Below are 23,989 nucleotides of genomic sequence, written 5' to 3' on the forward strand. Positions count from 1 at the left end.
TTATTGAAAATTTAAAAATCATGAAAAAATATTTTCCTTCATTCCTTTTGATGTTTTTCCTGACCGCTGCCGTATCGGTAGCTCAGACGGCCGATATCAGTCCACAGAGAAAGCAAGCCATAGATTCTTTGGCTTTAGAAAAAGTTAAAGATTTAAGTAAATATATAAGTATTATCGGTAGCAAGGAAACCCAGTTTTCTGAAGCTAACAGGGTAATGGATAGAGCTGAAGAGCTATTTGCACCAGCTGCAGAAATGGGCGTATCATCAGTGAATACCAGAGATGTAGCTTATTACAAAGTACGTAGGTATTTTGAAAGATTGATGGCACTTAACTATGACCGGGTAAACATCAGCTGGTATGATATACACTACATCAGTGATCTTGAAAGACAGCCTGATGGCCGATATGTAGGTGTAGTGACCGTATATCAAAGATTCGAAGGTACCTCCCAAGAAGCAGGTTTAAATTATAGAGATACTACAAAGAAAGATATCACCATATACGTAGAAAGAAAATCTACCCAGGTAGCGGGTAGAACGATCGAATTCTGGGACGTAATGCTAGGTGATATCAGAGTGACTGAAACTTCCGCATGAGAAAAATAACATTATTAATACTATTAATAATTTCATCCATTCAGTTGACTCCTGGGCAAGGTTTATATAGCCCAGGGTCACCTGCGGATGATGGTAAATTTGCCGCATCCACTAAACAAGTTAATCAATTTTTTAGAAGGTTTAATGCCGAAGAAAGCCAAGATGGCAAGAAGAGGTATTATGATACCGATACACAATATAGAGATAGGGATCTTCGAAAGAGCTTTATCAATATCCTATTTGATAATGAGACCTCAGGTATAGCCCGGGAATTAAAAGTAGCTTTTACTTCTGATGTAATAGCTGAAGATAATCCTCAGTTTCTTAATTTTCATGGCCAAAATTGGTTTGCTGAGGTTAATACGGTCTTTACTTATAGAGGTAAGAAGGAAAATGTAACCTTATTTATGAAACTTCAGCCTGAAGGATTGGGATATGAATGGGTGATAGACAAAGTTTCTTTCGATCCTTTCAAAGCCTATTTTGATAAAGACACAGGTACTAAAAAGCAATTCCTTCATCCGTTAAGCCATGAACTTGATTTTATGAATCTTCGAAAGGCTTTTCAGGAGAATCCAAAACCTGAATCATACACTGCTACTGATTATGAACCAGATTATCTCACCTTATTTCTTTATGAAATAAAAAGGGGAAATTTTAAATTCGAAAATGTCACCGATCTAAAATTTCACTTCTTTCAGATTGATAACTGGTACTTTGAATTAGCCCAGTTTAATAGGCCTGGTTTCAATACCGGCTGGCTCATTTCTAATTTGGTTAAATTAAACGAAGGGGACCGTGAAGCTGTCTTAAAATACATTTATGATCAAAAATAGATATTTAAACCTGATTGTTGCCTTTTGGTTGACCCTTACTTTGGCACAAGCTCAGGAATTGGGCTCTTATTCCAAACAAGAAGTAAAAGACTTTTCGCAGAAAGCGGAAGATCAGGTGAAATTTTTGGAATATTTCCTTAATACGGTAGGAAGTAAAGAAACTTCGGCACGAGACAAAGATGTCATCATCAGGGAAAGCTATGTCAAAATATTCAGAGATGGAAAAGTACAGGTGGAGGATGATCTGCTCTTAGACCGTAAGGTAATCACCAATAAAGATGTGACGGCTTATCTCAAAGATGTAGATTTCTTCTTTAGAGATGCTAATTTCAGTTTTAAAGTTAAAGAGACTAAACCCTTTCTGAGAGACAATGGAGAACTTTCATTTCTAGTATCCATAGACAGAACACTATCAGGAGTAGGTATAGAAGGTGAAAAAATCCAAAATATAAAGCCAAGGTTTATAGAAATCAACCTGGATCCAAAGTCAAATGACCTAAAGATAGCCAGTATGTATACCACCAAGTTAAGTAGGGATAAAGAACTTACAGAATGGTGGGAAACCTTATCTTATGAATGGAGGTCTTATTTTGAAGAGAAATTTAGTTTAGATAGTAGAGATTCTGTGGATATTGATATGATCAGCAGAATGAGCGCCATAGACAGCCTTAACCTTGGAGGAAAAAGACTTATTCAAGACCTTTCTCCAATACAGGCTCTTCGGGATTTGAAGTATATCAATATCAGTAATACTAATATCGCCGACCTAAGCCCGATCAGTCATGTGACGTATTTATCCTATTTGGATATTTCCAATACACCTACAGAAGATATTCAGTTCCTAAAGTATTCTGAAACCCTGAACCACCTTGATTTGTCAGGTACCAAAGTGTTCAATATCGACGAATTAGGAGGTTTAAAGAACCTTAAAGTATTTAAAGTTGCCAATGCACCCATACGTGGGTTTGGTGTATTGAAAGATCTAACCAATCTAGAAGAACTTGATTTGGCTGAAAGCGGATTTAATAACCTTCAAAGCATAAAAGAACTTCATAATCTAAAAAGATTAGATCTTTCCGGAAACTATTTAACTAACTATGATCATATCTCAGAACTGAAAAAACTTGAGTTTATCAGTTTGGACGAAACCAACATTACTGATCTCAGCCCTCTTCAAAGCCTGGAATCTTTAAAGACAGTTAGTATTAACCAGACAGAAGTAAGCACGCTGCAGCCACTGAACAATAACCCCTCTTTACAAAGGATATATGCAGACAGGACCAGTATACCCGAGCAGGTAGCAGATGATTTTACAAGGAAAAACAGAAAGGTCTTATTGATACATAACGTTGAGAACCTTCAGACTTGGTGGAATACGCTACCAGATGGCTGGAGAGAAGTGCTTAATAAAAACTATAAAAGTTTGTCTTCAGGAACGCCTAACTCGGAAGAATTGGCCATATTAGTAGGTAGTGAGTCCTTGGATTTATCAAACAGTAATATATCAAGTCTTAGGCCTGTAATCAAATTTAAGAAAATAGAAGAATTAAATATCAGCGATAGCAAAATTCAAGATTTAAGTCCTTTAAGCGAATTGAGGACACTTGAAAAGCTCTATGCAAATAATACCGCTGTGACGAATGTAGAATCTCTTGAAAACCTCACATCCCTGGAGATAGTACATTTAAAAAACACGCCCATAAAGAACATTAAGCCACTGACTTATCTGGTTAATTTGGTTTACCTGGATATGGACGGTACTGAAGTGCCAAAATGGGAAGTACAGAATCTGTTAAATATCATTCCGGCTGCTAATGTCGTATATAGGACAGAAGCATTAAAAGGATGGTGGAACCAGCTAGATACTACCTGGAAGGATGTATTTACCTCTCAGTATAAATTAAGTGACCAACCGGATACCAGAGAGCTGCACAAGGCAACATCCAGTAGAAGTATCAAGTTGAAAGGTATAAATATTACAGATTTAGAACCTCTAGTCACTTTTGTCAATCTTAAAGAGGTAGAAATAAGTGATGTGCCGTTACAGGATATTAGTGCTATAGCCTTATTGGAAAGCCTTGAAAAGCTAAGTATAACACAGGCACCGATTATGTCCGTCACCCCTTTAGCCAATCTTTCTGATCTACAGGAATTGGACTTGTCCAATACTGGCGTAGAAGATCTCAGGCCATTATCTTCGCTTACTAGACTGAGTTTGCTAAATTTATCAGGAACTAATATAAAGAGATTGAACGGTTTAGAGAATTTATATGACCTTAGAAATTTGGATATAGCTAATACCAACTCAAGATCACTGAAACCAATTTTAAACTTATCCAATTTGGAGCAGTTAAAATGTTTTAATACCAGAATAAACAAAAGACAGGTTGATAACTTTAAAAAAGCAAATCCTGAATGTGATGTGAGATACTATTAAAAATAAATTAAATACGTTTTATAAGAAAGGCTCTGGAATTTATTTTCAGAGCTTTTCGTTTTTACGAATCTGTCCTGTAACATTACATTTTATTAGCAGGTTAGCGTATTTGATCGTATTTTGCAGTTTTAAAAGTCAACCACCTTTCTACCATATCGTATGATTCTGTTAAGTGATTTAAACTTTTCCTTGCCCCTGAGTAGCCCGATTATCATTTTTGCTATTCTTTTATTTATAATACTGTTTGCCCCTTTAGTATTAAATAAGCTGCGTATACCCCAGCTTATAGGCCTTATCATAGCCGGTGCGATCATTGGCCCAAATGGATTTAACTTACTGGAAAGGGATAGCAGTATTCAACTTTTCGGAATGGTAGGGTTGTTATATATAATGTTTCTTGCCGGACTGGAGATTGATCTGGCAGATTTTAAGAAAAACAGTTCCAAAAGTATAATATTTGGACTATATACCTTTATGATCCCCATGGCGCTGGGTATTTTAAGTGGAGTATATATATTAGGTTTTACGGTGATGACATCAGTATTGCTGGCCAGTATGTTTGCTTCGCATACATTGATTGCTTATCCGTTGATAAGTAAGCTGGGGGTAGCTAAAAATAAGGCTGTCAATATTACTGTAGGTGGTACTATGATCACTGATACATTGGCTCTATTGGTGCTGGCGGTAGTAGCTGGTATGGCCACCGGAGAGCTCAATAATGAATTTTGGATCAGATTGAGCATTTCTATAATTATTTTTGCCCTTATTGTTACTTTATTGTTTCCACTGGTGGCAAGGTGGTTTTTTAAAAGGAATGAAGATAATATTAGCCAGTATATATTTGTTTTAGGACTTGTGTTTTTAGGTGCTCTTTTGGCAGAAATAGCTGGTATAGAAGGTATCATAGGAGCGTTCTTAGCAGGATTGGCCTTGAATAGGTTGATTCCCCATACGTCTCCTTTAATGAATAGAATAGAATTTGTTGGAAATGCGCTATTTATACCATTTTTTCTAATAGGTGTAGGTATGCTGATAGATTACCGAGTTTTTTTCAGTGATCTTCAGACCATCATAGTAGCAGTTACCATGACTGTAGTGGCTACTTTTTCAAAATATCTTGCTGCATTTATCACCCAGAAGTCATTTAAATTCAGTTCAGCACAGAGAGATCTTATTTTTGGTTTGAGCAATGCCCAGGCTGCAGCCACACTTGCTGCAGTTCTAGTAGGATATAATATAATTTTGGGAGAGGGACCAGATGGTGATCCTATTCGGTTATTAAATGATTCAGTCCTTAACGGTACTATATTAATGATACTGGTTACCTGCACTGTAGCTTCCTTTGTCGCACAGAGAGGAGCCACTAGACTGGCACTTGAGGAGACGGAAGGCAATGTAAAAGAAGATGCTGAAGATACCGAACCCAAGGAAAAAATCCTGATACCTATCAATCATCCTGAAAGTATAGAAGAACTGATTAATTTGGGTGTGACTGTTAAATCTCAGGCTGCCAAAAACAGTTTGTTAGCGCTAAATATAGTGCCTTCGGATTCCACTGATGACCAATTGGAAAAAAATGCGAGAAAAGTCCTAGAAAAAGCCAGTGTGCTGGCAGCAGCCACGGATAATATCCTTACCGAACTGGTTCGGTATGATTCTAATATAGTAAATGGGATCACCAATGTGGTGAAAGAAAATAAAGTGTCTGATATTATTCTAGGACTTCATAGACAGCAGGGGATATCGGATTCTTTTTTGGGACAGCTTACCGAAGGTATATTAAACAGGTGCAATGCCACTACGATGATTTATAGAAATATACAGCCTATAAATACAGTTCAGAGGCACCTTATTATAGTCCCTGAAAATGCCGAAAAGGAAATTGGTTTCCCGTTCTGGCTGCTGAGGGCTTGGAACATCGGCAGAAATACGGGCGCCAAGTTGGTGTTTTATGCTTCACCTGATACCTTGGCTTATATTAAAGATATAAATAAGAAACATACTATCGATGCAGATTTTGTCGAATTCAACGATTGGGAGGATTTTTTGATACTTTCAAGAGACATGAAAACCAATGATGCCCTTATTATAATTATGAGCAGGAAATCTGGTTTGTCTTACAATGACGTAATGGGCAAAATGCCGAAATATTTGGATAAATATTTTATAGTAAATAATTATATACTGGTGTATCCTATGCAGTCAGATATAAATAATAGGGGATCGCTTGCTGACGTAGGAGGTACCTTATTTAATCCGCTGATAAATAATATAGAAAAGCTGGATGATTTGGGAAAAACGCTTGCTAAGCTGTTTAAAAAGAAGTGAGGATATCTGTAATATATATTAAAAAACCTCCCAGATTTGGGAGGTTTTATATTTATTTTTGAAAAGAAGTAAGCATCCAGTGATGCAGTTCAATACTCTTAATAAATGCAATCAGCATATCCTCAGTGGCAGAGTCACCTAAGTCTGCTACTTTTTCGGCACAGTCGTTCATATTTTCTGCCAAAACTTCAAAATCCCTAAGTACTTCATCCACCATCTCTGAAGAAGACAGGGTAGTACCCACTTCCTTGATGTCTGAATGCTGAAGGTAATCAGTAATTAAACTATATGGAGTCATTCCAAATACCCTGATCCTCTCTGCTACCAGATCTATATTGGCCAAAGCTTCATTGTATAGTTCTTCAAATTTATCATGTAAATCAAAGAAATCGCCACCGGTTACATTCCAATGAAAATTTCTCAATTTTTGATAATGTACATGATAATTGGCCAGTAATTTATTTAAGGATTCAACGATTTTTTCAGACTCTTCTTCTTTGTAACCTAGTTTTTTAAATACTCTTTTATCAGTCTTATTCATTTTTGTTATATGTTTTTGGTTTATTCTTTAATATCATCAGTAGGTGGATTTTTTGTAAAAATCATGTCTATGTTGATGGTTTCTGAAGAGCTATCCAGCACCTTAGCTCCTTCTTTAGTGATAGCGATAGGAGTTTTAAGTGCAGATTTTTCTCGAATTAAAATAGTCAATAAATCCTGCTCTTCGAGGTCATTTCCCTCTATATTGTTTTTAAAGTATTCGGATTTTTTATCGAAAAGGTCGATAATCCTTACATCTAATTTTTGGGCCAACTCAGAGATCTGAGTGGGGGTTAAATCATTTTTAGCTATATCCAGTTCATTAATTACATGCTCATGAGCTGCAGATATATAGGCATATGATTCTCTATCTCCAATTTTTTCACTGTTATAGAGAAATTTTATTTCATTATCGGCTAATTTAAACATAGTGTCAGGTGGTTAAGGAGTAAAAATTATTAATATTGGTTATTTGTTATTATCCATAAATTATGCCAGATATAGCATTTATGACATGATATGAACCCATATACTCTCCTAATGTTTATCAGATAATTTTGGCGGCTGATAATGCTATTTAGCTATTGCATGGTGTAGGTTCATACGCAGTATATTACCCATGTTTTTACAGTGTAAAAAATCCTGATTTTGATAATGTATGGCCAGACTGTTTTTTAATGCATTAATGTTTTCATCTGTGGAAATGATGTCATTTTCCATACACCTCAATATATCAGCGATTTCTTTAGGTGAAGATTTAAGGCGGTTGGAGATCAATGCTCTTTCTTCTTTTTGATATTGAACCATAGATTCTGAAGTGATATGGGTAATACCCAATTGGATCAATGCATTGTTCTGTTTGAAATATTGGGGAAGATAGATGCTCTTTTTGCCTTCATAGGATTGTTGGTCAAAATCAATGGCCCTTATCCTATAATGGATTTCTTCAAAATCTGGTGTTACATCGATGACAAAATTGCTGGAATGCATGTCACCCAATAACCTCACAAAGCACCTTTCATTAAATTTAACGAACTCTTTGGCCAGGCGTATAGGGTTCAGCAAGCCTTCGTGAATGTATTGCCTCATAAACATTTCCCCAGGTATCCCCGCAATATGTTCTTCTATCAGGGTGTCATTATAGACCAGATAATTTATCCTATTAGGTGATAATAGGTGTTCGAGTTCCAAACCATACACTCTACTGGCATCAGCATGCTTTATATAAAAATAGTCAAAATTATCATTTATTTTATTCACTATTCTTATCCTAAAGGGCTGAGTATTGCCGTAGACGCAAAGGTCTACACGGTCTACATACAAATGCCTCATTACCCCCATGTCCCCGTCTGCCTTCAGGAGCGCATAGATTTTTTTAATATTATAGTGGATTTCAGAGCGGTCCGACTCATCAAAAAATACTGTTTCCCATAGAGTATCATTGTTTTTAGAATCATAGAGGGCTATAGAATTAGTATAGCGCAGTAATTCTTTATAATGTATAGGGATATCTACTTCCCTGCCGTAATTTTTCAGATAGTTTCTAAGAGTATCATTGATAGGATAGATTATCTTCTTTTTACTGATCAGGGCCATATGATTAGGGTTTGATCTGGCTTTTATGGAGTGCTCTCTGTTCCTGTTTTAGTTTACGGTCAAATAAAAATGGCCCAAACGGAAGTACTGATACTATCAATCCCCAAAATGTTTTCATATAGCCCCATTTTAATTTTCTGCTGGTAGGGAAGATGATGTAAATATATAGCACAAATAAAGCACCATGTGCCCAGCCTACATATGTTACGGCTAATGGCATGTCCATAGTATATTTTAATGGCATTGCTATAAACAAGAGGACAAGAAAGGAAATTCCTTCTGCTATACTGATGATTCTGAATCTCTGTAGTGTTTTTTCTTCGATGGTTGACATGATCATTATTTATTGATATGGAACAGGTTTTGAAGACTTGTCCATAATAATTTTTTAAGAGGTACATTCATGGAAATTTCTATCAGATCATTGGCAAAGAGTACCTCGAAACCTACATCCCGTATCTTATACAGATCCACTTTATACTGCATTACCGGGTGATGGACCAGGCCAAATATTATAACCTTTTGAGGATTGAGCAGCTCCAGTACTGACGCATCCATATTTTCAAATTGATCTGCTCCAATAAGAAGAATATCTTTGAGTGAACAATTGACAGCACCAAGGATTTTCATCAAGAATTCCTGAACGTCCTTTTCCAGAGTAGCTCCTTCATATATAATGACAATTCCCTTCTCATATCCACCGGCTAAGGAGGCAATGATTTCATTTATATCGGGCTGGGAAGTACCTGCTTCTTTACTTATATCTATACCCTGAGAATCATTATCATTAACAGCCAATAGGTTATTGTTTTTGAATCTTTGGGCTAATTGAAACTGGGCCATTTCATCTCTAATCACCACAAGGTCATCAGTAAGAAATAGGCTCAGGTTATCAAGATTCATATTTTCCATTCAGCTAAATTGCTCATAAAATGTAACCAATGCAATCATTTTTATCAGTTTTACGCATTGGATTTTCTGTCTATCATTATCAATCTTATTTCTTTTCTTCCTGGGGGTCTACCAGGTTAAATATAGACTTAAGTTCTACGGCATCATGTGGGTTCATCCTTTTCGCCAATACCAACCTGAGTTGTCTTCGTCTTAATGCGCCATCATATAGTTCCTGTTCTTCAGGATTGCTAGGCTCTACTTCAGGCACTTCTATTGGTCTGCCATTTTGGTCCACTGCCACAAAAGTAAAGAAAGCACGGTGTGTTTTGATTTTCTTGTTGGCAGGTATATCTTCAGCAGTTACATCTATGAAAACTTCCATAGAAGAATTAAATGCCCTCGTGACCCGCGCTTTAAGGGTTACCACATTGCCCAATGCTATAGGATGCTGAAAAGATATACTGTCAGCCGCTGCTGTCACTACGATCCGATTAGAATGTTTCTGAGCAGCTATGGCCGCCACTATGTCCATCCAGTGCATCAATCTACCTCCCATGAGGTTGTTCAAAGGGTTGGTATCATTTGGTAAGACCAGTTCGGTCATAATTACTTCTGAATCCTTTACTATTTTTTTCTTAGGCATATTATCTATTTATATATCAAAATTAATAAAATTTTATTTTACCGCAATATTTAATATAATGCAAGTACAAAATTAAATTTTGATTATCTCCATCCTCCTGTTCCTAGTAAAGGAACGAATGCAAAATTATCATATTCTTCCTGAAGGATTTTGGTTTCTGAAATTTTAGTAAGCTTCATCATTTTTTGGGAAACCCTGTTTCCTACAGGGATGACTAGGATTCCATTTACCTTCAGCTGCTTTAATAGGTCATTTGGTATTACAGGCGCACCTGCAGTTACGATTATTTTATCGTATGGCGCTTTTTGTGGAAGTCCTTTAGACCCATCTCCTAAGTAAAATTTTACCTTTACGCCGATCCTAGGTAAAAACTTTTTAGTCCGTTCATATAGCTTTGGCTGGAATTCAATGGTATGCACCTGGGCTTCCAGTAGGTATAAGACTGCCGCTTGGTATCCTGATCCGGTACCGATTTCCAATATTTTGTCCCCTTTGTTGACCTCGAGAAGTTCGGTTTGAAAGGCTACCGTATAAGGCTGGCTAATCGTTTGACCTTCTCCTATTGGAAAGGCTTTGTCTTCATAAGCATGTGAATGCAGGGCACTGTCAAAGAAGAAGTGACGGGGGATGGCGTTAATGGCATTCAGGACAGCCTCATTTTTAATTCCTTTTTTTCGGATCACATTTACCAGTTCCCTTCGTTGTCCTTTATGACGGTAACTGTCTTCCAGTTTAAGCATTTGTGATAAAAATTAATCTTTTTTTATTTTTAATTCCCTAAAGTTACATGAATAAAATGGCTTAATTTGAATTCTTTTGTACGTAACAGGATTAAAGAGTTATGTTAAAGGTATAAAAATTTGAACACATAAATATGTTTACAGGAATAATAGAAACATTAGGAGAGGTGAAAAAAGTTACTCATGAGGGAAATAACGTACATTTTGACCTCTATTCTGCCATCACTTCTCAGCTACGCATAGATCAGTCAGTCGCTCACAATGGTGTATGTCTTACGGTGGTCCATATTGAAGGAGATCAATATAGGGTTACCGCTGTGGATGAAACCCTAAAAAAAACTAATTTAGGGGAATGGCATGAGGGCAAGAAGGTAAATGTGGAAAGGTGCATGCCGGCCAGCGGCCGCTTTGACGGACACATTGTACAGGGCCATGTGGATCAGGTAGGGTGGGTGGACAATATAACCGAAGAAGCAGGCAGCTGGATTTTTGATTTTTCTTTTGATACTTCTTTAGGTAATATAACAGTAGAAAAGGGATCCATTACTATAAACGGGACTAGCCTCACCTGCTTTAATTCCCATGATGGCGGATTTTCAGTAGCCATTATTCCTTACACATATGAGCATACTAACTTTCATCAACTTAGGGTAGGAGATAAAGTAAATTTAGAATTTGACATACTCGGTAAATATATCCAAAGGATCATCAAAGGATATGGTTAAGTTTTTAGACCTAGAGGCCATAAACAAAAGTTTTGAACCCCAATTATCCCAAGCCTTGAGGCGTGTGATGGATTCAGGCTGGTATTTATTGGGAAAGGAAGTAACAGCTTTTGAGAAAGCGTTCAGTCAGTATATAGGCTGTACACATACGGTGGCTGTAGGCAGTGGTTTGGATGCGTTAAAGTTGATTTTTTTGGCTTATATACAGATAGGAGCCATGCGGACAGGAGATGAAATCATAGTGCCTGCCAATACCTGTATAGCTACATTTTTGGCCATATCCAGTAGCGGATTAATACCCGTGCCTGTAGAACCTGAAATGTTATCCTATAATATCGATCCTTTGGAAATAGAGCGTAAGATCTCTAAAAAGACCAGAGCGATCATGATAGTGCATCTATATGGCCAAGTAGCCATGCATGAACATATAGCAGGATTAATCGGGAAATATGGTCTCATTTTGATAGAAGATAATGCTCAGGCCGTAGGCGGCTTATATGGGGATATCCGTACTGGAGCCATAGGCCATGCCGCAGCCCATAGTTTTTATCCCAGTAAAAATTTAGGTGCGATGGGGGATGGGGGAGCGGTCACTACTAATGACCACCTACTCGCAGATACCATTAGGACTCTGGCCAATTATGGGAGCATACAGAAAAATGTAAACCGATATCAGGGGATAAATTCTAGATTAGATGAACTGCAGGCAGCTGTATTAAGGGTGAAATTAGCTCGGCTGGATGAGGATAATAAGAAAAGGGGGATTATAGCAAAATCTTATATTCATAATATAAAAAATATGCATATCATTTTACCCAAGGTGAGTGTTTATGGGATGAGTATGCTAGGTCATGTATGGCACCTATTTGTAATAAGGTCGGAGGAAAGAGATAGATTACAGTCATATTTATACAGCCATGACATCCAGACGCAGATCCATTATCCTATACCTCCACATAAACAGGAGGCATATAAACAAATGAACCACCTGAATTTTCCTAAAACCGAAGTCATACACAATGAGGTATTAAGCCTTCCGATAAGCCCTTTAATTTCTCAGGAAGATGTTTTCAAAGTAATTGAGACCATCAACAGATTTTGACTGCCTCCCTATGTATTTCTATGCGGAATAATCCTTTGTTTCCTTTTTAATTTGGATATAGTTTTGGGTTGATTTTATTTTTTAAATAAATAGCGAGGTAAAAACCTATCAATGCAGATAAAATTCCGACTAAAGCTCCTATAAGCACGTCTCCAGGATAATGAACTCCTAAATAAATGCGCGTGTACGAAAAAATAGCCGCCCATAGAAATAACCATCCAAAACCCCTTATTTTTTTATAAAAGACCAGGCAAAAATAGGTCGCTACCGCAAATGCATTGGAAGCATGTGAGGATGCAAATCCATATAGTCCACCACAGTACCTATAGTTTAAAATCTGTCCTTCCCACCGAGTATCATGGCATGGCCTTAACCTACCAAAATAAGGTTTCATAAGTCCAGAAGTGCCCTGGTCTGCTAATAAAATGGCTAAACCTATACCCACCAGTATCCAGATTGATGCTTTACCATATGCTTTAAATGTAAGATAAATGATAAAAAGATACATCGGGATCCAGATAGCAGTCCCTGTGATGGCAAACATGATCGGGTCCAGCCAATCTATTCCGTATGCATTTAAATGAAGGAACAATCGCTCGTCCCATTCGATTAGCTTATCCAACATCAGTAATTAATCCAGTCAATTTCTTTTTTTAAATGCTCCAGTGTTAAGGCCTCTTCGGAGCCTGGGCCAGGGGTGTGGTTATATTCCCACTGCGCTAGGGGTGGCATGCTCATGAGGATACTTTCTGTTCTTCCATTGGTGTCCAGCCCAAATTTGGTCCCTGCATCCCATACAAGGTTAAATTCTACATACCTACCTCTTCGGAGTGCCTGCCATTTTTGATGGTCTACGTTATAGGGTAAAGAGGAATTTTTGGCCATAAAGTGGCGGTAAATTTTGGGAAAAGCTTCACCTACAGCTTTTACAAATTCAAACAGTTGGGCAAATGAAATAGAATCATCAGCTACTAATCTATCAAAAAATATTCCTCCAATCCCTCTTGTTTCTTGACGGTGTTTGATATAAAAATAGTCATCAGCCCATGTTTTAAATTTGTCATAGTAAGCGGGATGGTAATCATCGCATACCGCTTTAAGCTGCTGATGAAAATATTTGGCATCTTCTACATTTACATAGTGCGGGGTAAGGTCTATCCCCCCTCCAAACCAGTAGGTACCATTGGACATTTCAAAATAGCGGATGTTCATATGTATGATAGGCACCATCGGATTGATAGGATGTATGACTATTGATACCCCTGTAGCAAAAAAATCTGCATTATCCAGCTGGAGTTTTTGTAGTATTTTTGCCGGTGTAGGGCCTTCGACAGCTGAAAATGCCACTCCTCCCTTTTCTATAACTCTACCTTTTTGAATGATACGGGTACGGCCTCCACCACCTTCTGGTCTGGTCCATGGATCTTCCTTAAAAACGGCCAGGCCATCTTCCTTTTCCAATTCTGAACAGATATGGTCTTGTATTTTTTTAAAATCTTCAGCGATTCGCTCTTTTGTTATTTGCATATATCAATATTCATTTCGTGGTTCATCAGAACGGATATCCTATCCCGATATTAAAAACAGCCTGTCCCGGGTCTCCTAAAGGTCTTCTGAAATTCAGGCGGTCTAGAACAAAACGTTCACCCTCTTCTCTGGCAGGATCGTATGCCTTTACTCCCATATCTAATCTTAATACGAGAAAGTCAAAATCCATCCTTAACCCCAATCCAGTACCCACAGCAATTTCTTTGTAGAAACGGTCAAACCTAAAATTAGCCCCTTCTCTGGTCGGATCGGGGAGGAAAGTCCAAATATTACCTGCATCTACAAAGAATGCTCCATCAAAATAGCTGAATAACTTTCTTCTATATTCAAACATGGTTTCAAATACAATTTCTCCAGGCTGTTCAAATCGGTAATCAAATGTGCCATCCTCTCTTGTGATAGGTGTAAATGATCCTGGGCCAAGTCTTCTTGGCTGCCAGGCACGGTTACTGGTACTGCCGCCGGCAAAGAAGTACTTTTCATACGGAAGCACACCATCACTGATCCCATATGGCTGGGCCAGTCCCAGATTGGTACGATAGGCAAATGTACTTACATTACCTAGAGGGATATACCTCCTCCAGTCTGCCTGAAACTTGAGAAACTGGAAGTATGCCAGCGTTCGCTCTTCAAAAAACGCTGGTCGGACAAAATTATAAGAAGTACCTCCACTTTCTACAAAAAGCCGTAATAAGGAGGCATTTCTTTTTCTGAACAAACCATATTCATTGAAATTGATGATGGCCTGGCCTGAAATACTGCTCACATAAGATGATAGAAATGAATTGATAAGATTGTTACCCTGGTTTTGAAGTTCCTCTAGTCTTTCCTGAAAAGAAGGATTAAGAGATGAGCGTATAAAGTTGGCATCTAAGAAATTCAATGTAAACTGTTGCCTTAAATCCCTGGTAGCCCAGTTATAAGAAAGAATGGTGTTTAGGGCTTCTCTGGTATACTCTGGTCTATTGACATAATTATACCCCAAAAGGGCTCGGGTACGGGGGTTATACCTGCCAAACTGATTCAGGGCCCAGGTATTAAAAGGAAATATAAACTGGGGAAAAAGAATCGATACAGAAGTGTTCAGTTCCCGGCTTCGGTATACACCACCCTCTGCTGTAGCAGATGCCACACCTTCCAGTCCTGCTCTGAAATTGAGTTCAAATATTTCAAGTCCACCAAAGAAATTTCTGTTCCTTAAAGAATGGCTGAAAAAAGGTCCTGGGAGCTGTTCAGTAACACTTGCCCCAAGTTGATTGATCACCTGATATTTCTGACTAGGACTCGTGGTTATGTGCGCCTGTATGGTATTGCCCAAAGTGTCAAATCCAATATTGACAAATCGGAATATATCCAGATTTGCAAGTTGCCTCTGGGTTTCCAATATATCACGCCGATTGTAATGATCTCCCTGATTTATAAATATCCGGGAATTTATGATTTTCTCTGAATAATTGCCTCTGTAAAAAACAAATGTTTTTTCGTCAAACCTAGAAGAAAGTTCTCTGTCCAAAATTACCTCATTGGGACTAGAGATAGTGAAGGATACCGAATCTATGGTATATACCCTATGCTGATCAGCATAAATAGGTTTTCTGATCAGCTGCTCTACGGTTACTTTTTTATCTACGGTATCTTTATATACATTATATTCTATGTATGATTTAGAAAAGGTATAATATCCGTTTTCCCTAAGTATGTCTTCCACCCATTGTCTTTCTCTGGAAAGGTTAGCTTGAATATATCTGGTATTTGGTAATATATTTGAACTTCCCTGCCTGATATTGAGAATCTGGTAAATATTTGGATCATCTGATCGGGTGTAAGCGGTATCTATCAGATAAGGATCATTTTCTACAATGTTATAAGTAATATATGCTTTTTTGCCTGAAGTAGTGGTTGCGGCCGCTACTTGAGCATCAAAAAAGCCGTTGTTTACCAGATAGAAGCCAATCTGCTTCTCGGATTCAATTTTTTTTAAACTATCATATACAACCCTCTGGTTCCCGGTCCTCATGAACCAATTACCATATTCCAAATTTCTTTCCAGACTGGATATTAGTGAATTGGTTTTAATATACCTTCTTCTTTCTTTTCTTTGGCCTGGATTATCTATCAAACGCTGTTCTAGGATTTCCCTTTCTGCTTCAAGTGCTGCTTTCCTTTCTGCTATTTTTGAACTGTCATATGTGATGCTGCCGATGTCATGGAGAAATACGCCTGGGGCAAAATTAACTATCGGTACCCTTGTATTGGGTTTTTGGGAAATCAGGTTTCTTATGGCTTCAGCATCAGCTTTATCCACCCCCCTGACATCTACATCATAAACCAGATATTGGTTCTCTTTTAGCCCTTTAGATAAACTACAGGCAGAAAATAAAAGCAGAACTATTATAAAGTTTATATATTTGAAATTATTCACAGTATTCTCTTTCCCTAATGCTCAGCAAAAATACGGTTAAGTTTATTAAATCCTTGCAACAGAAAAAATTCCGTAGACAGGAAAACGCTTTTTTTGTAGAAGGAGCCAAAAATGTAACGGAATTATTGAATTCGGATTATGAAATCACCCATCTCCTTTTTACGGAAACTTTTAAAAGTGAACAGTGGAGCCTGATCAAAAGATGCGGTGCTGAGAAATATGAAGTAAGTCCTAATCAGCTTGGAGCCATTGGAACATTTCAGACCAATGAGGCTGCGATAGCTGTAGCGAAAATCAAAGAAAATGCGGTGTTTCGTTTGAACCCAGACGAATTGGCCCTTGCCTTAGACGATGTACGTGATCCCGGTAATCTGGGAACAATCATCAGGGTGGCGGATTGGTATGGGATAAAAAAGCTTATACTGTCAGAACAATGTGCGGACCTGTATAATCCTAAAGTACTGAACAGCAGTATGGGGTCTTTTACCCGTGTAGCTTTGTTCTATACGGACTTAGGACCATATCTTCGTACGGTAAAGGCTCCGGTCTATGGAGCATTTTTAGATGGCGATAATATTTACCGTTCGCAGCTGTCTAAAAATGGGATTATCCTGATGGGGAATGAATCTAAGGGAATATCCCGAGAACTTATTCCTTATATAACACATAAAATCACCATTCCGCAGATAGGACTTGCTGAATCTCTGAATGTGGCTATAGCCACTGCGGTGATCTGTGATAATTTTAGAAGGTCCACATGGGAAATATAAAAGCAAACTTAGCAAAAGTAGGGATTAATGGGTTTTTCTTTGCACTGATATTAATGGTGTTATTGGCCTATTTATTCCCATATTTGGGTGAAGAGGAAGGGTTACTTCCATGGGGCGAAATCACCGATATTGGCGTTTTTTTTATTTTCTTTTTTTATGGGGTAAAGCTTAGTCCTGCCCAGCTTAAAGCAGGATTGTCAAACTATAAACTCCATCTTTTAATCCAGGGAAGTACCTTCGTGATTTTTCCTTTTTTGATATTGACCATCCATTATTTGTCAGGGGCAGGTAACTCTTACATGTGGATAGGAGTATTCTATCTGGCAGCACTTCCTTCTACAGTTTCATCTTCAGTAGTGATGGTGTCGATAGCTGGTGGTAATATGCCTGCAGCCATTTTTAATGCCAGCATTTCTAGTTTGATAGGTATCCTGATTACACCGCTATGGATGGGTGTGTTTATGGATGTAGCGGATGCGGGCATAGATTTGACCTCTACAGTGATAAAATTGGGTATACAGATCCTCTTACCTGTAACACTTGGTTTTTTATTTCATAAAAAGCTAGGGGATCTGGTAGCAAAGAACCAAAAAAAGCTGAAGAATTTTGATCAGGCGATTATTTTATTAATTGTATTCACGGCCTTCGCGGAGTCATTTGCCAAAGATATGTTCCAAGGAAACAGTTTAGCAGATTTTATATATATGAGTGCAGCGATGGCAGGTTTGTTCATATTGATAATGGGTATTATGTGGGGAATATCAAAATGGATGGGTTTCGTTCAGGCAGATACCATTACTGTACTTTTCTGTGGTTCCAAGAAATCATTGGTTCAGGGCGCTGTGATGGGAAAGGTACTATTTCCAGATCCTTTAATATTTGGCATAGTGCTTTTGCCTTTGATGATATACCATTCTCTGCAGCTCTTAATGGGGTCGGCTATAGCTGAAAGATTTGCTGCAAAAAATCTAGAAGAAAGACGTGTCAACTGAGGCGTCTGCCGTCATCCGGTCTGCACCCGGTTTTCCTAAGTATTTGTCTATCAAACTATGTCCTAAATAGAGTAGTGGAGTCATCATTATAGCTACCACAAATTTATATATGTAATTGATCAAACCGACCGAGATTACTTGTTCCCAACTCCAGTTTCCAAATAGGTAGAAGGCCACTATAAGCACTATGAATGAATCAAAAAACTGGGCCACTACTGTGGATCCGGTAGCCCTTAGCCATATCATCTTAGACCCGGTAAGTTTTCTGAGTTTTTGGAACACAAAAACGTCTACTAGCTGGCCAAAAAGAAATGCAATCAATGAACCTGCTATGATACCAAGCCCCTGTCTGAATATGGTGTTAAAGGCATAATTTATATTGAATGGATTGCCTACATCATCGGTCTGATTGACATCCAGCCAAAACTGTGCAGGTGGTAGTCCGGTGACTACTGTTATCACTAAAAATATATAGGTTATAAAAAAGGCAGTGATATAACTAATCTTTTTAACACCAGATTTACCATAATATTCATTGATGATGTCAGTGGTAAGAAATACGATAGGCCATATGACAGCTCCTGCGGTTAAATTAAAATCCAACCTGTAATCTCCCAAAAATGTCCAGTTGGCAGGTTCTAGGCCTACTGTATTTTCTCCTGAGAAAATTTTAACTCCTATGATTTCCGCCAAAATAGCATTGGTCAGAAAAATTCCGGATAAGATGATAAATAGGTTTGTTTTTTTTGCCTGAAATATCTGATCTTCAGACCGATCCTTTAAAGCCATTCTTCTATATAAAATGTTTTACCTTCTATACTAAGTTCTGCATTTGGAAATATCTCCCGGGCTTCTATAAGCATTTCATCCAGTTCCTTATACCTAATGGAAAAATGACCGAGCAATAGTTTTTTTACACCCGATTCTTTGGCTATGGTAGCTGCCTGAGCAGCTGTACTGTGAAAAGTCTCCGTAGCTCTTTCAGCTTCTTTTTCCATAAAGGTGGATTCATGATAGAGAAGATCTGCACCTGTAAAATAATTTATCAGATCTCTATCATAAATAGTATCTGCACTGTAAGCATACGTACGCTCTGGCAGAGGTGGATAAGTAAATTTCTCCAAAGAATAAATCACTTGATGGGTGATAGGGTCCAAGACATTTTTACCGCTTTTAAGGGTATTTATAGCTTCTATTCCTATGTTGTGCTTTAGAAGTTCATCTTTTACCAGATTTCTGGGCTTAGGCTTTTCTCTAATGATAAAACCTGTGCAGGCGATTCTATGTTTAGTTGGAAAACTGAAAATCTTAAATGATTTCTCGTCTATGATCAATGTTTTATGGTATGGATCAGTCTGTACAAAATGAAGAGGAAAGTTGAGCTTTAAGTTTCCGTACTTTAATTGTATGGTGATGATTTCATCTAATCCTTTTGGCCCATATATAGTGAGCGGTTTAGATCGCTTATTTAAATGAAAAGTAGAGATCACTCCCATTAATCCAAGGTAGTGATCTCCATGCAAATGAGAAATGAGGATATAATCCAGATTGCCCGTTTTGATACCAAATTTTCTTAACTGGATTTGCGCACCTTCTCCGCAATCTACCAATATGGAAGATTTTCCTATATTAACTAGCTGGCTCGTCTGGTTTCTGTTATGAGCAGGTGCTGCGGAATTTGATCCTAAAATGGTGACGCTAAAATCCAAAATATTTATATTTCTTCCTCTTCTTCTCCGTCTTCATCCGTGTTGTTTTTTATTTCATGGATGAATATAGCTTCTGCAGCTTCTTCGTGCGTATCTACTACATTTAATACTTTATCCAGCATGGATATTTTGATAAGTTTTGTCACATGTTCTTGAGGCGATGAAATCACAAAAATTCCTCCGTCTTCATTAAAGGTACGGTTTCCTACCAGAAGAGCACTTAACCCACTTGAATCTGCATACTTAACTTCGCTCATGTCCAATATAAGGTTTCTATAGCCTTCTGCGTGAACGGTCAAAAGTTCTGATTTAAGAACAGGACTCAGCGATGAGTCAAGCTTTTCTTCATGAGGGGTAAATATTACGTATTGCTCTTTTTTATCAACTGAATATTTCATATAAATTGGTTTGTAAGTATAGCGTGCATTATCCTGAGATGTACACGTCCTGATAAATAATGATTTTTAAACTCTTTTTGTTTATAATGTTTGAAGGATAGCCTTTTCGATGTCCTCTGAAAGATTCACAGTTACAATTTCCTGAAATGTATCTCCGGTAATTTTTTCATATAACTCAATATATCTTTTGGATATATCGTCTATGATGCTGTCAGTCATTTCTGGGATTTGCTCACCTTCTCTGCCTTGGAAGTCATGGGCAATAAGCCATTGTCTTACAAATTCTTTAGAGAGCTGTTTTTGTGGGATTCCTGCCTGTTGGTTACGGTCGTAATCTTTTTCATAAAAATAACGTGATGAATCAGGGGTGTGTATCTCGTCGATGAGGTGTATTTCTCCATGATACATTCCAAATTCGTATTTAGTGTCTACTAAGATTAGGCCTTTGTCTAAAGCCAGTTGTGTGCCTTTTTCAAAGAGTGCACGGGTGTGTTTTTCCAGATTTAAATAAATTTCTTCACTTACTATCCTGCTGTTGATTATTTCTTCCCTTGATATATCTTCATCATGGCCCTGGTCAGCTTTAGTGGTGGGGGTGATGATCGGTTCAGGAAGTTTATCATTTTCTTTAAGTCCATTAGGGAGTAATACCCCACATATTTCCCGTTTTCCTTGATTATATTCTCTCCAGGCATGCCCTGCTAGATAACCCCTAATGACCATTTCGACCTTAAAAGGCTCACACCTTTTTCCTATGGTGACATTGGGATGAGGAGTGTCTATAACCCAGTTGGGAACAATTTCTTTGGTGGCAGCTAAAAACTTGGCTGCAATCTGGTTGAGCACCTGCCCTTTATACGGGATTGGTTTTGGAAGGACCACATCAAAAGCAGATATCCTGTCTGTGGCCACCATGGCTATCTTGTCCTCAAAAATATAAACATCCCTTACTTTTCCTTTATAAAACCCTATTTGCCCTGGAAAAGTAAATTCCGTTTCTTTTATCGAAGTTATCATCTAAAATATATATTTGGATTAATTTATAATTTGACTGGCCTGACAAATCCCGTTCCTAAATAAGGTAAAAATATCAACCAAAACAAAATTATAAAAAGCTTAGCGAAACTGGATACAATATGTTTTTATTTTGATAATATTTATTCTTTCGTAAAATTTTCTTCACCGGATAGTGTTCCATTATGGTCATAGAATTTCCAAGTTCCTGTTTTTTTATTGGCACCGAACTGGCCTTCTACAGCCAGTTTTCCGTTGGGGTGGAATGATTGGTGTTTACCTTCTTTCCAGTCTGCTGTATATAGAGTGATGCTTTTTATTTTCCCGTCATCATAGAATTCTTTTTCCTCCCCTGTCTGCCTGCCGTTGACAAATCTTCTTTCTATAATGACTGTACCGTTCAGGTTTAGCCTTTGGGAAAGACCTTCCCGCTTTCCGTTGATAAAGGTAACTTCTTCAATGACCATCCCATTTTCGTGATAGGTAGTCTGGGTGCCATGAGGCACGCCTGACCTATAAGCTATTTCGGACATTAATTTTCCCGATGGGTAGAAAGTAGTTTTCAATGTAGGTCTGCCATTTTTATCATGGGAAATGGTTTCCATTTTTTCTCCTGAAGGATATAATGTAATGGCATCTCCTTTAATTATTCCTTTGTTAAAAACTGATTTTCTGGCAACTCTTCCATCTTCATGATATTCTATGAAAGTACCATTAGGAAGTCCCCGGCGATATTTCCCTTCTTTTTCTATACTACCAGAAGGAAAATAAGTAATAAAGTTGCCGTCTTTAACACCGGATTTATATTGAATGGATGAAGAAATAGATCCAGTGGGGTAATAATTCACCATATTCCCCTCAAGTTCTCCATTTTTGTAATGGGCAACTTCTTCTATTACACCATTATCAAAATAGGATGTCAAGGTTCCCTGTAGGATTCCGTTTTCATAGATGGTCTCCTGCTCTATTTGTCCATCTTCATAATAGGAAGTGCTTTTTCCGTTTGGCAGGTTATTACTGAAAAATGTTGATGTGCGCAATTCCCCCGATTCGTAAAAGGAATCTACCTTTCCCTCTATGATGTCATTGGTATAAAATGCTATTTGAGAAACCCTACCATTGGGATGGTAAGAGATGCTTTCACCTTCCTTTTTATTTTCTCTATAAGTAGTTACCCTTAAAGTATCTTTAGTATAAGGATAATAATCTACAAAAATTCCTTCTTTATTACCCTTTGTGAAAATTCCTTTTTGCGCCAGGCTTCCATCATCATAATATAGCGTATAATTTCCTTCAGGAAGATTATTTACAGTTACATATACTTCTTTTATCTGCGTTTTACCGGGGTCATAATAAGTTTTCACCGATTGCTGACCATATGAGGATAAAGCTATCAGGGATAAAGTGAAAATAAGAAATTGTACACGCATAATTATAATAAGTTTGATGCAATAAGAAAATAGCAATCCGGAAAGTTCCGGATTGCTGCTTATTACATTTTTTCTATCACTATGGCTGAAGCGCCACCGCCTCCGTTACAGATACCGGCTACACCGATTTTTCCGTTTTGCTGATGAAGCACCGAATTTAACGTAGTGATGATTCTGGCACCTGAAGCTCCGAGCGGATGGCCTAAGGCCACTGCACCTCCATATACGTTTAATTTTTCTGAAGACAGATTTAGTTCTTTTTGATTGGCCAAAGCTACAGCAGCAAAAGCTTCATTTATTTCATAAAAATCTATATTGTCAGCTGTTAGTCCAGCGTGCTTGATTGCTTTTGGTATAGCTAATGCAGGGGCTGTAGTGAACCAGATGGGATCTTGGGCTGCGTCTGCAAATCCGAGTATTTTAGCTATAGGTTTTAATCCCAGCTCTTCAGCTTTTTCTTTACTGACCAATATCAGAGCAGAAGCACCATCATTCATGGTAGAGGCGTTGGCCGCAGTCACACTGCCTTCCTTATCAAAAACAGGCCTTAATGAGGGGATCTTATCAAACATGACATTCTTATACTCCTCATCTTCATCCACGATGATAGAATCTCCTTTTTTTCCTTTGATTTCTACAGGGATTACTTCGTCTTTGAAAGCCCCGTTCTTCCAAGCCTCAGCGCTCCTGTTATATGACTGTATAGCAAATTCATCCTGTGCTTCACGTGAGATATTCATTTTGCGTGCTGTATGGTCTGCACAGTTTCCCATCGCAAAATTATTGTATACCTCATGAAGACCGTCATGGGCAAGGCCATCTATAAGAGAGGCATTTCCATATTTATATCCAAACCTGGCTTTTGGGACATAATATGGGACATTGGACATGCTTTCCATTCCCCCCGCTACGACTACATCGTTCTGACCGATCATGATGCTCTGTGCGGCAAACATGACCGCTTTCATGCCTGAAGCACAGACTTTATTTACCGTGGTACATGGGACATTGTAACCTATACCTGCTCCTATAGACGCCTGTCTAGCAGGTGCCTGGCCAAGGTTAGCGGATAATACATTGCCCATGATGACTTCCTGGACATGTTTGGCATCCACCTGAGCTTTGGCTAAAGCTCCTTTTATAGCAATACTGCCTAATTCAACAGCAGTAAGGGAGCTGAGTTTACCACCGAAACTTCCGATGGGTGTTCTTGCTGCGGCTATTATATATACTTCCTTCATTTGGGTTTATGTTTAATAAGTGTTA

At 38.0% G+C, this 23,989-nt stretch carries 24 protein-coding genes; 8 read left to right on the top strand and 16 right to left on the bottom strand.

Annotated features, from left to right (window positions below):
* Window positions 1-20 precede the first annotated feature (20 nt).
* The 4 genes from EL17_RS17890 (at window position 21) to EL17_RS17905 (ending at window position 6,200) form a co-directional block, all read left to right on the top strand.
* The gene (locus EL17_RS17890; protein ID WP_035077149.1) at window positions 21-599 is read left to right on the top strand and encodes a hypothetical protein; all 579 of its coding nucleotides are present in this window, start codon (window positions 21-23) and stop codon (window positions 597-599) included.
* Window positions 596-1,435, top strand: a complete 840-nt coding sequence (locus tag EL17_RS17895; protein WP_035077151.1) for a hypothetical protein — start codon at window positions 596-598, stop codon at window positions 1,433-1,435. The genes EL17_RS17890 and EL17_RS17895 overlap by 4 nt, the downstream gene beginning before the upstream one ends.
* Window positions 1,422-3,872 carry a leucine-rich repeat domain-containing protein gene (locus EL17_RS17900; protein WP_035077153.1) on the top strand — a complete coding sequence of 817 codons (2,451 nt, stop codon included), beginning with the start codon at window positions 1,422-1,424 and terminating at the stop codon, window positions 3,870-3,872. Before EL17_RS17895 ends, EL17_RS17900 begins: the two co-directional genes overlap by 14 nt.
* A gap of 159 nt (window positions 3,873-4,031) precedes the next feature.
* Entirely contained in the window at window positions 4,032-6,200 is a 2,169-nt protein-coding gene (locus EL17_RS17905; RefSeq protein WP_035077155.1) for a cation:proton antiporter, read from the top strand.
* A gap of 52 nt (window positions 6,201-6,252) precedes the next feature.
* On the opposite strand, the gene EL17_RS17910 is transcribed toward EL17_RS17905, so the two are convergent.
* The 7 genes from EL17_RS17910 to EL17_RS17940 all read right to left on the bottom strand — a co-directional run bounded on the left by EL17_RS17910 (window position 6,253) and on the right by EL17_RS17940 (window position 10,613).
* A complete protein-coding gene (locus EL17_RS17910) occupies window positions 6,253-6,741 on the bottom strand; it encodes a Dps family protein (protein ID WP_035077158.1) in 489 nt (162 codons plus the stop codon).
* 20 nt (window positions 6,742-6,761) lie between these two features.
* Entirely contained in the window at window positions 6,762-7,169 is a 408-nt protein-coding gene (locus EL17_RS17915) for a thioredoxin domain-containing protein (RefSeq protein ID WP_035077159.1), read from the bottom strand.
* Between the two features lie 144 nt (window positions 7,170-7,313).
* Window positions 7,314-8,336: a hypothetical protein gene (locus EL17_RS17920; protein ID WP_035077161.1), complete on the bottom strand. Its 1,023-nt coding sequence runs from the start codon at window positions 8,334-8,336 to the stop codon at window positions 7,314-7,316.
* 4 nt (window positions 8,337-8,340) lie between these two features.
* Entirely contained in the window at window positions 8,341-8,670 is a 330-nt protein-coding gene (locus tag EL17_RS17925; RefSeq protein ID WP_084166275.1) for a DUF3817 domain-containing protein, read from the bottom strand.
* Window positions 8,671-8,675: 5 nt separating this feature from the next.
* Window positions 8,676-9,239, bottom strand: a complete 564-nt coding sequence (locus tag EL17_RS17930; RefSeq protein ID WP_164675144.1) for a hypothetical protein — start codon at window positions 9,237-9,239, stop codon at window positions 8,676-8,678.
* 94 nt (window positions 9,240-9,333) lie between these two features.
* Window positions 9,334-9,873 (bottom strand): acyl-CoA thioesterase, encoded by a 540-nt coding sequence (locus EL17_RS17935; RefSeq protein WP_035077167.1) that lies wholly within the window; start codon window positions 9,871-9,873, stop codon window positions 9,334-9,336.
* Between the two features lie 83 nt (window positions 9,874-9,956).
* Window positions 9,957-10,613, bottom strand: coding sequence for a protein-L-isoaspartate(D-aspartate) O-methyltransferase (locus EL17_RS17940; protein WP_035077169.1), 657 nt, complete (start codon window positions 10,611-10,613; stop codon window positions 9,957-9,959).
* A gap of 134 nt (window positions 10,614-10,747) precedes the next feature.
* Here EL17_RS17940 and EL17_RS17945 point away from each other — a divergent pair, with 134 nt between their 5' ends.
* Complete coding sequence (locus tag EL17_RS17945; RefSeq protein WP_035077171.1) at window positions 10,748-11,338, top strand: riboflavin synthase; 591 nt, start codon at window positions 10,748-10,750, stop codon at window positions 11,336-11,338.
* Window positions 11,331-12,440, top strand: coding sequence for a DegT/DnrJ/EryC1/StrS family aminotransferase (locus tag EL17_RS17950; protein WP_035077181.1), 1,110 nt, complete (start codon window positions 11,331-11,333; stop codon window positions 12,438-12,440). Before EL17_RS17945 ends, EL17_RS17950 begins: the two co-directional genes overlap by 8 nt.
* 46 nt (window positions 12,441-12,486) lie before the next feature.
* Here the strand turns inward: EL17_RS17950 and EL17_RS17955 are convergent, their stop codons facing one another.
* Genes EL17_RS17955 through tamL form a run of 3 tightly spaced genes read right to left on the bottom strand, consistent with a single transcriptional unit; the run spans window position 12,487 to window position 16,410 of the window.
* Window positions 12,487-13,065 (bottom strand): phosphatase PAP2 family protein, encoded by a 579-nt coding sequence (locus EL17_RS17955; protein ID WP_035077183.1) that lies wholly within the window; start codon window positions 13,063-13,065, stop codon window positions 12,487-12,489.
* On the bottom strand, window positions 13,065-13,967 hold the full coding sequence (gene hemF / locus EL17_RS17960; RefSeq protein ID WP_035077185.1) for an oxygen-dependent coproporphyrinogen oxidase: 903 nt from the start codon (window positions 13,965-13,967) through the stop codon (window positions 13,065-13,067). The genes EL17_RS17955 and hemF overlap by 1 nt, the downstream gene beginning before the upstream one ends.
* A gap of 25 nt (window positions 13,968-13,992) precedes the next feature.
* Entirely contained in the window at window positions 13,993-16,410 is a 2,418-nt protein-coding gene (gene tamL, locus EL17_RS17965) for a translocation and assembly module lipoprotein TamL (RefSeq protein ID WP_035077187.1), read from the bottom strand.
* 17 nt (window positions 16,411-16,427) lie between these two features.
* Between tamL and EL17_RS17970 the strand changes: the two genes are divergently transcribed.
* Both EL17_RS17970 and EL17_RS17975 read left to right on the top strand, forming a co-directional pair.
* The gene (locus tag EL17_RS17970) at window positions 16,428-17,180 is read left to right on the top strand and encodes a TrmH family RNA methyltransferase (protein ID WP_035077189.1); all 753 of its coding nucleotides are present in this window, start codon (window positions 16,428-16,430) and stop codon (window positions 17,178-17,180) included.
* Window positions 17,168-18,172: a bile acid:sodium symporter family protein gene (locus EL17_RS17975; protein WP_035077191.1), complete on the top strand. Its 1,005-nt coding sequence runs from the start codon at window positions 17,168-17,170 to the stop codon at window positions 18,170-18,172. Before EL17_RS17970 ends, EL17_RS17975 begins: the two co-directional genes overlap by 13 nt.
* Here the strand turns inward: EL17_RS17975 and EL17_RS17980 are convergent.
* From EL17_RS17980 to EL17_RS18005, 6 genes are all read right to left on the bottom strand, one after another.
* Window positions 18,149-18,961 (bottom strand): queuosine precursor transporter, encoded by an 813-nt coding sequence (locus EL17_RS17980; RefSeq protein WP_035077193.1) that lies wholly within the window; start codon window positions 18,959-18,961, stop codon window positions 18,149-18,151. The two genes, EL17_RS17975 and EL17_RS17980, sit on opposite strands and share 24 nt — an antisense overlap.
* Window positions 18,952-19,881 carry a ribonuclease Z gene (locus EL17_RS17985; protein ID WP_035077196.1) on the bottom strand — a complete coding sequence of 310 codons (930 nt, stop codon included), beginning with the start codon at window positions 19,879-19,881 and terminating at the stop codon, window positions 18,952-18,954. Before EL17_RS17985 ends, EL17_RS17980 begins: the two co-directional genes overlap by 10 nt.
* A 5-nt stretch (window positions 19,882-19,886) precedes the next feature.
* Entirely contained in the window at window positions 19,887-20,279 is a 393-nt protein-coding gene (locus EL17_RS17990; RefSeq protein WP_035077198.1) for an STAS domain-containing protein, read from the bottom strand.
* An 81-nt stretch (window positions 20,280-20,360) separates the two neighbouring features.
* On the bottom strand, window positions 20,361-21,296 hold the full coding sequence (locus EL17_RS17995) for a phosphoribosylaminoimidazolesuccinocarboxamide synthase (protein WP_035077200.1): 936 nt from the start codon (window positions 21,294-21,296) through the stop codon (window positions 20,361-20,363).
* A gap of 140 nt (window positions 21,297-21,436) precedes the next feature.
* On the bottom strand, window positions 21,437-22,723 hold the full coding sequence (locus EL17_RS18000) for a toxin-antitoxin system YwqK family antitoxin (RefSeq protein WP_035077202.1): 1,287 nt from the start codon (window positions 22,721-22,723) through the stop codon (window positions 21,437-21,439).
* 62 nt (window positions 22,724-22,785) lie between these two features.
* Window positions 22,786-23,964, bottom strand: a complete 1,179-nt coding sequence (locus EL17_RS18005; RefSeq protein ID WP_035077204.1) for an acetyl-CoA C-acyltransferase — start codon at window positions 23,962-23,964, stop codon at window positions 22,786-22,788.
* Window positions 23,965-23,989: the final 25 nt, after the last annotated feature.

It is taken from the genome of Anditalea andensis (assembly GCF_000714815.1).
GTDB classification, from domain to species: domain Bacteria; phylum Bacteroidota; class Bacteroidia; order Cytophagales; family Cyclobacteriaceae; genus Anditalea; species Anditalea andensis.